General features: G+C 74.3%; 7 protein-coding genes. 3 read left to right on the forward strand and 4 right to left on the reverse strand.

The features are described 5' to 3' along the window. Positions 1–28 precede the first annotated feature (28 nt). Entirely contained in the window at positions 29–1,126 is a 1,098-nt protein-coding gene (locus CCN56_RS39215; protein WP_086832383.1) for an alanine--glyoxylate aminotransferase family protein, read from the reverse strand. A gap of 281 nt (positions 1,127–1,407) precedes the next feature. Between CCN56_RS39215 and CCN56_RS39220 the strand changes: the two genes are divergently transcribed. Both CCN56_RS39220 and CCN56_RS39225 read left to right on the forward strand, forming a co-directional pair. Beyond that, positions 1,408–2,430 (forward strand): DPP IV N-terminal domain-containing protein, encoded by a 1,023-nt coding sequence (locus CCN56_RS39220; RefSeq protein WP_143664800.1) that lies wholly within the window; start codon positions 1,408–1,410, stop codon positions 2,428–2,430. A gap of 34 nt (positions 2,431–2,464) precedes the next feature. Further along, positions 2,465–3,550 carry an amidohydrolase family protein gene (locus CCN56_RS39225; protein ID WP_086832379.1) on the forward strand — a complete coding sequence of 362 codons (1,086 nt, stop codon included), beginning with the start codon at positions 2,465–2,467 and terminating at the stop codon, positions 3,548–3,550. Positions 3,551–3,572: 22 nt separating this feature from the next. Here the strand turns inward: CCN56_RS39225 and CCN56_RS39230 are convergent, their stop codons facing one another. Then, positions 3,573–4,133 carry a GNAT family N-acetyltransferase gene (locus tag CCN56_RS39230; protein WP_086832380.1) on the reverse strand — a complete coding sequence of 187 codons (561 nt, stop codon included), beginning with the start codon at positions 4,131–4,133 and terminating at the stop codon, positions 3,573–3,575. Then, positions 4,130–6,202 carry a penicillin acylase family protein gene (locus CCN56_RS39235; RefSeq protein ID WP_086832381.1) on the reverse strand — a complete coding sequence of 691 codons (2,073 nt, stop codon included), beginning with the start codon at positions 6,200–6,202 and terminating at the stop codon, positions 4,130–4,132. Before CCN56_RS39235 ends, CCN56_RS39230 begins: the two co-directional genes overlap by 4 nt. A 353-nt stretch (positions 6,203–6,555) precedes the next feature. Between CCN56_RS39235 and CCN56_RS39240 the strand changes: the two genes are divergently transcribed. Next, a complete protein-coding gene (locus CCN56_RS39240) occupies positions 6,556–7,578 on the forward strand; it encodes an SCO1860 family LAETG-anchored protein (protein ID WP_086832382.1) in 1,023 nt (340 codons plus the stop codon). A 108-nt stretch (positions 7,579–7,686) separates the two neighbouring features. On the opposite strand, the gene CCN56_RS39245 is transcribed toward CCN56_RS39240, so the two are convergent. Next, a partial coding sequence (locus tag CCN56_RS39245; RefSeq protein WP_143664801.1) for an aminotransferase class I/II-fold pyridoxal phosphate-dependent enzyme occupies positions 7,687–8,126 on the reverse strand: 440 nt, incomplete at its 5' end.

An 8,126-nucleotide genomic window follows, 5' to 3' on the forward strand; every position in this document is an offset into this window, starting at 1 on the left:
GACCCCCGCCCCTTCCCCGTACGCACGACTACCAGGCCTCCGTGACCGCCCGGCGCGCGCCCTCCAGGTCCACCGCGCGGCCCGACTCGCCGAGCGCCGCGCCCAGGGCCGCGAGCGAGGACTGCACGGCCCCCGGCGTCGCGTCCACCCCGTAGTGGTTGACCCGGATCATCTCCTTGGCAAGCGCCCCGCCGCCCGCGATCAGCGGCAGCGACGGATCGGCCGCGAGGGCCTTCGCCACCAGCTCCGAGGCGTCGAGACCCGCCGGCACGCGCAGCGTCGTCGCCACCGGCGCCGCGTCCTTCGCCTCGTACACGTACGGCTCCAGACCGCCGCCCAGGGCCAGCGCGCCCGCGCGGGTCGCGGCCGCCGCCGAGGCGTGCCGGGCCATCAGCGCGTCCAGGCCCTCGGCCTCGATCCGCTCCACGCAGGCTTCGAGGGCCAGCATCTCCAGCTGCGCCGGAGCGTGCAGCAGAGCCTTCCGGCCGCCGTCGATCCAGCGCTCCTTCCAGTCCAGGAGGGAGAGGTACGAGCGGCGCGGCGCGGCCGGGTTGGCGGCGAACCGCTCCCAGGCCCGCGCGCTCACCGACACCGCCGACACGCCCGCGGGGCCGCCCATCGCCTTCTGCGCGCCGATGATGCACATGTCCACGCCCCAGGCGTCCGGCAGCACCGGCTCGGCGCCGATCGACGCCACCGCGTCCAGGTAGAACAGCGCGCCGTGCGCCCGCACGACCTCGCCGATCTCCGCCACCGGGTTGGTGTTGCCGGTCGCCGCCTCCGCGTGCACGAGCGAGACGAAGTCGATCTCCGGGTGCTCGGCAAGCGCCCGCTCCACCTGCTCGGCCGACACCGCCGCGTGGAAGGGCACCTCCAGGTCGACCACGGTCGCCCCGCAGTCCCGCAGCCAGTTCCCGAAGGTCTGCCCGTACGGACCGGTGACGACGTTCAGCGCGGTCGAACCGGCCCGCGCGCCGCTGCGGATGCACCCCTCCAGGGGCAGCAGCGCCTCGCCCTGGGTGATCACCACGTCCTGCTCCGTGGAGAGCAGGGCGGCGACCCGGCGCTCGATCGACGCGAAGTGCGCGGCGGTCAGCGGGGCCAGGTCCAGCAGCGGATGTGTCACGGTCACGGAGTTTCCTTCTTCGGTGTCGCACGCGTGTCGTATGCGTGTCGCATACATCGGGATGAAGCTCGTGCCAGCGTAAGCGCTCCCCTCGGCGGGGGGACGACGCGCCGTCACGACGGCGTTCGGAGCGTGTCACAGGGCTCGTACCGTCGGCCCCCGACGCTTCCCTCCGGGGCCCTGTCGGTGGGATGTTGCGGGCCGGAGCGGTGCCGCAGGAGCCCGCCGGGAGGAATGGGGTGGACACCATGGTCGGAAGCACCGGAAGCGGGAGAACCGGCGTGCACGACAGAGCGCTGCTGCGCCGGGCGGCGGTGGCCGCCGCGGCGCTCGCCGTCACCGCACCGCTGACCCTCTGTGCCGCGGGAGCGGCGGGAGCCGCGGGGACGGCGGTGACGTCCGGGACGGCGGTGGTGTCCGGGACATCGGGGACGTCCGGAGCCGTCGACGCGGAGGTCGCGGCCGTCCCGGCGTGGTCGACCATAGGCCGCACGATCGTCTTCGCCCGCTACGACGCGGCGGAGCCCGTCGAGGACCTGTACGGGATCTCCTCGCTCGGCGGCACGCCCGTCCGGCTCACCCACACCCCCGACGTCAGCGACGTGATGCCCAGCTGGTCCCCGGACGGCACGCGGGTGGCGTTCCTGCGCTACAGCCTCGACGGCACGATCGACGGCATCTGGACGATGAAGGCCTCGGGCGACGACCTGAAGCCCGTGCCCGGAACCAAGGACGCCTCCGACCCCGCGTGGTCCCCGGACGGCACGCGGATCGCCTACTCCCGGCCGGTCGACTCCCAGCGCGAGATCTACGTGGCCGACGTCGACGGCACCCCCGCCACCCGGCTCACCACCACCCCGGAGGACGAGTTCCACCCGACGTGGTCCCCGGACGGCAAGAACCTGGCGTTCAGCCGCGTGGACACCACCTCCGGGAACAGCAGGCTGCTGCGGGTCGAGCTGTCCACCCTGACCCAGACGCCGATCACCCTCGCCTTCTCCCACGACTGGACGCCCGACTGGTCGCGCGGCAACCGGATCGTCTTCAGCCGGCTCGACTCCACCGGCTTCACCCACCTCTACGACATCCGCCCCGACGGCTCGGGAGTGCGCCAGATCACCTCGGGCCAGGCCAACGACAAGTTCCCCTCCTGGTCGCCGGACGGCAGGCGCCTGGTCTTCACCCGGGGCGGCACCGACGACGCCGACCCCGAGCACCTCTTCCTGGTGCGGGCCGACGGCACCGGCCTGAAGCAGCTCACCAAGACCGCCTCGCACGACCTGGAGGCCGACTGGCGCCCGTGACCTGCCCGCTCGACACGGCTCGTAGAGTGCGGGTATGAGCGATCACGAGGTGCTGCACGTGAAGGGGCGGGTGCTCGTCGGCCCGGAGGACGTACGCGACGAACTGTGGTGCGTCGACGGCCGGATCACCTTCGAGCGGCCCGCCGCCGAGGCCGTGACCGTCGAGGGCTGGGTGCTCCCCGGCCTCGTCGACGCCCACTGCCACGTCGGACTCGACCGGCACGGCCCCGTCGACGAGGCCACCAGCGAGAAGCAGGCCCTCACCGACCGGGACGCCGGGACGCTCCTCATCCGGGACGCGGGCTCGCCCTCCGACACCCGCTGGATCGACGAGCGCGAGGACCTCCCGAAGATCATCCGGGCGGGCCGGCACATCGCCCGCACCCGCCGCTACATCCGTAACTACGCCCATGAGATCGAGCCCGCCGACCTCGTGGCGTACGTCGGCCGTGAGGCCCGCCGCGGCGACGGCTGGGTCAAGCTCGTCGGCGACTGGATCGACCGCGGGGCGGGCGACCTCACGGCCTGCTGGCCGCGCGCCGAGGTCGAGGCGGCCATCGCGGAGGCACACCGGCTCGGCGCCCGGGTCACCGCCCACTGCTTCGCCGAGGACTCGCTCCGGGACCTCGTCGAGGCCGGCATCGACTGCATCGAGCACGCCACCGGGCTCACCGAGGAGACGATCCCGCTCTTCGCGGAGCGGGGCGTCGCCATCGTCCCGACCCTCGTCAACATCGCGACCTTCCCGCACCTCGCCGACGGCGGCCAGGAGAAGTTCCCCCGCTGGTCGGCCCATATGCGCCGGCTCCACGAGCGCCGGTACGACACCGTCCGCGCCGCCTTCGACGCGGGCGTGCCCGTCTTCGTCGGCACCGACGCGGGCGGCTCCCTCGCCCACGGACTGGTCGCCGAGGAGGTCGAGGAGCTCACCAAGGCCGGGATCCCGCCGATCGACGCGCTCGCGGCCACCGCCTGGGGGGCCAGGGCCTGGCTGGGCCGCCCCTCCCTGGAGGAGGGCGCCCCGGCCGACCTCGTCGTCTACGGCGAGGACCCGCGCGCGGACGTCCGCGTCCTCGCGGCACCGCGCCGGATCGTCGTCAACGGCAGGGTCGTGGGCTGAGCCCGGGCGGTCCCCCAGGGGATCAGCGACTGAGGAACCCGAGCCGGGCCCGCTTCTCCGGGATGAAGACCTCCGGCAGGTCCACCTCGGGCAGCACGACCTCGGGACCGAGCTCGAAACCGGCCCGTACGAGCCGGGCGAGCGCCTTCTCGTTGCCGGCGTCCGGGTCGACGACGATCCGGGCGCGGTCCTTCAGCGAGAAGTCGACGAGCGCGACGAGCAGCCGGCCGGTGAAGCCCGGCTCCGGGGCGAGGCCCGGCGCGACGAGCAGGTGGACGCCGATGTCGCCCGGCCGCACCTCGTAGCACTCGCCCACCCGGTCGGCCCCGGGGTCGTACGTCTGGAAGAGGGCGACCGGCTCCCCGTCCCGGCTGACCAGGTAACCGTGGTGCGTGGTCAGCGAGTCGAGGTGCGCGTAGATCTCCCGTACCTGTTCGACGGTGGTCCCGGCCATGCCCCAGAAGCGGGCCCGCTCCTCGTTGACCCAGCCGTGCAGGAGCGGGGCGTCACCGTCGGGGTCGACGGGCCGGACCGTGACGGTTCCGAAGCCCTCGACGGTCTGGACGTGTACGGCGGTGGTCATCCCTGCTCCTTCGTGAGCTTCTGCCAGTCGGTGGTGACGGGGGCGAGTCCGCCCCGCAGCCACAGGGGGAGTTGGTCGCGGTGGTGCGGGTCGCCGGGGACGCCGGACGCGCCGAACGGCACGATCCAGCCGCTCCGCTCCCGGTCGGCGAGGTCCCAGACGCACCGGGCGGCGGAGGCGCGGGCGCTGCGGTCGGTCCACCCGGGCACGCTGGACGTGGACAGCACGCAGTCGTGGTCCCCGCCGAGCCCCGGCCACTGCCCGTCGTCGGGATCGGGCAGCGCCTGCCAGGGAGCCAGCCGGTGCGTCACGCCCCAGGCGGCGGGCGGCTCGCCGGCGCCGACCTCGTCGAGCGCCTCGCGCACGATCCGGTCGACGTCCCCGGCGGGCACGGGCCCGGCCACGAGCAGCGTCTCCAGGGCGTACGCGACGCGCGGCCCGAGGAGCAGCCAGGGCCGGAACAGCTCGGGGTACGGGGCGGGTCCGCGCAGCGCCGCGAAGGCCTCGTGCGCGGCGAGGCGGCGTACGACGGCCCCGCGCACGGCCGCGTAGAGACCGGCGTCGGTGCTCTCCGCTTCCATCCGCCGGTCCCAGGCGAGCAGCCGTTCCCGGACGTCGGAGCCGGCGGGGGAGAGGCCCCCGCCCGCGCGTCGTACCGCCTCCAGGAGGCGGGCCGCCGAGGGGTTGTCGGTGTCCGAGTGGATCGCGGCGGTCGCCTCCGGGGTCCAGGCCGCCGAGGCCCCGAGCAGCGCGTCGATGCGGGCCGCCCGGTGCGGCGGGGCGAACTCGACGCCCAGGGGCGCGGCCAGACCCCGGGCGTTGGCCATCACGGCGTGGCCGCGGACCTCGGCGCGGGGCAGCGGTGCCGGGGCATCGGCCCAGGCGTGCGCCGGCTCCCAGGCGGGCACGATGCGCAGGGAGTTGGCCCGGTCCCGTACGGGCACGTGGCCGGCGACCCGGTGCAGGAGGCCGCCCCGGGTGTCGGCGGCCTGGACGACGTTCACCGGCTCGACCCAGCCGTCGAGGGCGGCGTCCACGTCGGCGACGGTCCGGGCACGGAGCAGCGCGGGCAGCGCCCCGAAGCCGAGCTCCCCGGTGACCCGGGGCGGGTACCGCAGGGCGAGGGCCTCCCAGCCGTCGGCCGTGCCACCGTCCGTGTCGATGATCACCGGCCCCCGGGCCGTCTCGATCGCCTCGATCACCACCGGCTCCGCGCCCGCGACCTCGATCGTCTCCCGGTGCGCGGCCGCCGGGGCCCAGCCGTCCGGGCCGAGGGCCTCCACGCTCCCGTCGGGGAGCCTGCGCAGTCGTTCCCGGTACAGGTCCTGGTAGTCCGCCATCGCGTTGGTGATCGCCCAGGCCACCGGCCCGGTGTGGCCGAAGTGGGCGAGCCCGGGGACGCCGGGCACGGCCAGGCCCACCACGTCGTACGCGGGGCAGGCGAGCCGGATCTGCTGGTAGACGCCCGGCGCCTCGATGAACCGGTGCGGGTCGCCGGCCACCAGGGCGGCCCCGCTCGCGGTCCGTTCGCCGGAGACCACCCAGCCGTTGGAGCCGGCGGTTCCCGGGCCGTCCGTCGCGAAGAGTTCCGTCCACTCCTCGCCGAGCCGCCGGGCGACCTCGTCCCGCCACAGCTTGGTGGGGAAGCCGGCGAAGAGGATGTGGGTCGAGAGCCAGACGGCGAGCGGCGTCCACGGCTCCCACCGGCCGGGCGCGAGGCCGGTCCGCGCGAACTCGGGTGCGCGGTCGGCGCCTTCGGCGAGACCGTCGTTGACCCCGTCCACGTACGCGCGTACCCACGCGGCCGTCGGCGCGTCGGTCGCTTCGAGCCGTGCGAAGCAGCGGCGGGCGGTGTCGGCGAGCCGGGCCCGCCGGACGAAGGCGTCCCAGTCGAGCTCGGCGGCGCCGAGGAAGGCGGCGGTGATGCCCTGCGCCCGGTGCCGCTCGACCTCCAGCTGCCAGGCGCGGTCGCGGGCGGTGACCCGCCCCTGGGCGAAGGCGAGTTCGTTCGGGTCCGCGGCCCGTAGATGGGGGACGCCCCAGGCGTCCCGGTAGACCTCGATGCTCACGGAGACCCTTCTCGGGTTAGGTTAGGCTGGCCTAAATTAGCCTACAGGAGTCCGGGATCCGCCACCGTCGCCGGGTTGACGATCCGTGACCCGGGGTCGGCCCGGCTCGTTCTCACCCATCCCGCGCGCACCGCCTCGTACGAAACACACGGGGCAGCGGGGAATGGTTGTATGGAGAAAAATCGAAAATGAACACGGAAACCCCCCTTTGGAGTGAACTTACGTCAGGCGACCGCCAGTTCACTCTCCGTGCGTAAAGATTCCGGTGTCTCAAGTCGCCGAGGCCGTGCCGACCCACCGTCCCCGTGGTGAGCGGCCGGCGACGCCATGTCTCTTGTGGGGGTTCCACCATCTTGAACAGCAACACCTTCCGCATGCCCGTACGCCGCACCGCCGCCGCCGCGACCGTCGCCGCCCTGGCCGTCGGACCCGTGCTCCTCGCGGCCCCCGCGGCGCACGCCACGGGCGGCGAAGGGCGCGCCACCGCTGCCGTGCTGCGGGCCGGCCTCGACGTCTCCCTCCTCGGCAAGACCGTGAACGTGCCGGTGCGGGCCTCCCTCAACGAGGTCAAGGCGCCCGAGAGCGAGAACGAGACCGCGCTCTCCGTGAAGGTGCAGGGGGCCGAGGGCGGGGAGCCGATCGACCTCCTCAAGGCCGACGTCGCCACCGCGGACGCGACCGTGGACGAGAAGAAGGCCGAGGGGTACGTCAACCTCGTCAAGGCCCGGGTCCACGTCCCCGGCATCCCGCTGCTCTCCCTCATCGAGGTCGAGAAGGTCACGTCCAAGGCGCTGTGCGAGGTGGGGAAGAAGCCGGTCGCCCAGTCCAACGTCCTCGGCCACGTCACCGTGTTCGGCAAGAAGACCACCCTGTCCGCGGCCGGCCGGACCCAGGTGAGCGTGCCGGGTGTCGGCCAGGTCACCCTGGACCTCTCCCGTACGTCCACGACCTCCCGCACCGCCGCGGCCACGGCCCTCGAACTCAAGGTGGAGGTCAACCCGCTGAAGCTCGGCGTCGCCGAGGTCAACGGCACGGTGACCCTCGCCGAGGCCACCTGCGAGACCCCCAAGGGCACGGCCCCGACCGAGAAGCCCACCGAGAAGCCCACCGAGAAGCCCACGGAGAAGCCCACCGAGAACCCGACCGGGCAGCCCACGCACCAGCCGAGCGGGCAGCCCACGCAGCAGCCCTCGGTCAAGCCGAGCGACGCCGGCGGCATCAAGACGAACAACGGCGGCACCACGCCCACCGAGAACCTCGCCGAGACCGGCGGCAGCTCCACCACCCCGTACATCGCGGGCGGAGCGCTCGCCCTCCTCGTCGCCGGCGGCGGCGCCCTCGCCGTGACCCGCTCGCGCGCCCGCAACCGCGGCTGACGGCCCGAGGGGGAAGCGCCGGGGGCGCCAGGAGGGGGAACGAGGGCCCGGGGAGGGCGGCGGTGACGACACCGCCCTCCCCGGGCCCTTCCGCGTACGCCCCGGGCGTCAGCCGCCGATCAGCAGCGCCTGGTCCAGCGCCTGCAGGAAACGGTTCGTCGTCGCCCGGTCCCGGACCGCGAGCCGCAGCCAGTTCCGGTCGAGGCCCGGGAACGTGTCGCCCCGGCGGGCCGCGAACCCCAGCGACCGCAGCCGCTCCCGTACCGCGTCCGCCCCGTCGATCCGCAGCAGTACGAAGGGCCCCTCGGCCCCCGCGACCGTCCGCACCTCGTCGAACTCCGCGAGCCCGGCGAGCAGATGGGCCCGCTCCACGCCGATCCGGTGCGCCGCGTGCTCCGCCTCCGCGAGCGCCGCCCGCGACATGCAGGCCTCCGCCGCCACCAGGGCGGGCGTCGACACCGGCCACAGCGGCTGCGTCCGCTCCAGGGCCGCGATCGTCTCCGGCTCGGCAAGCACGTACCCGATCCGCAGCCCGGCGAGCCCCCAGG

It is taken from the genome of Streptomyces sp. NRRL B-24572 (assembly GCF_002156145.1).
GTDB lineage: Bacteria > Actinomycetota > Actinomycetes > Streptomycetales > Streptomycetaceae > Streptomyces > Streptomyces vietnamensis.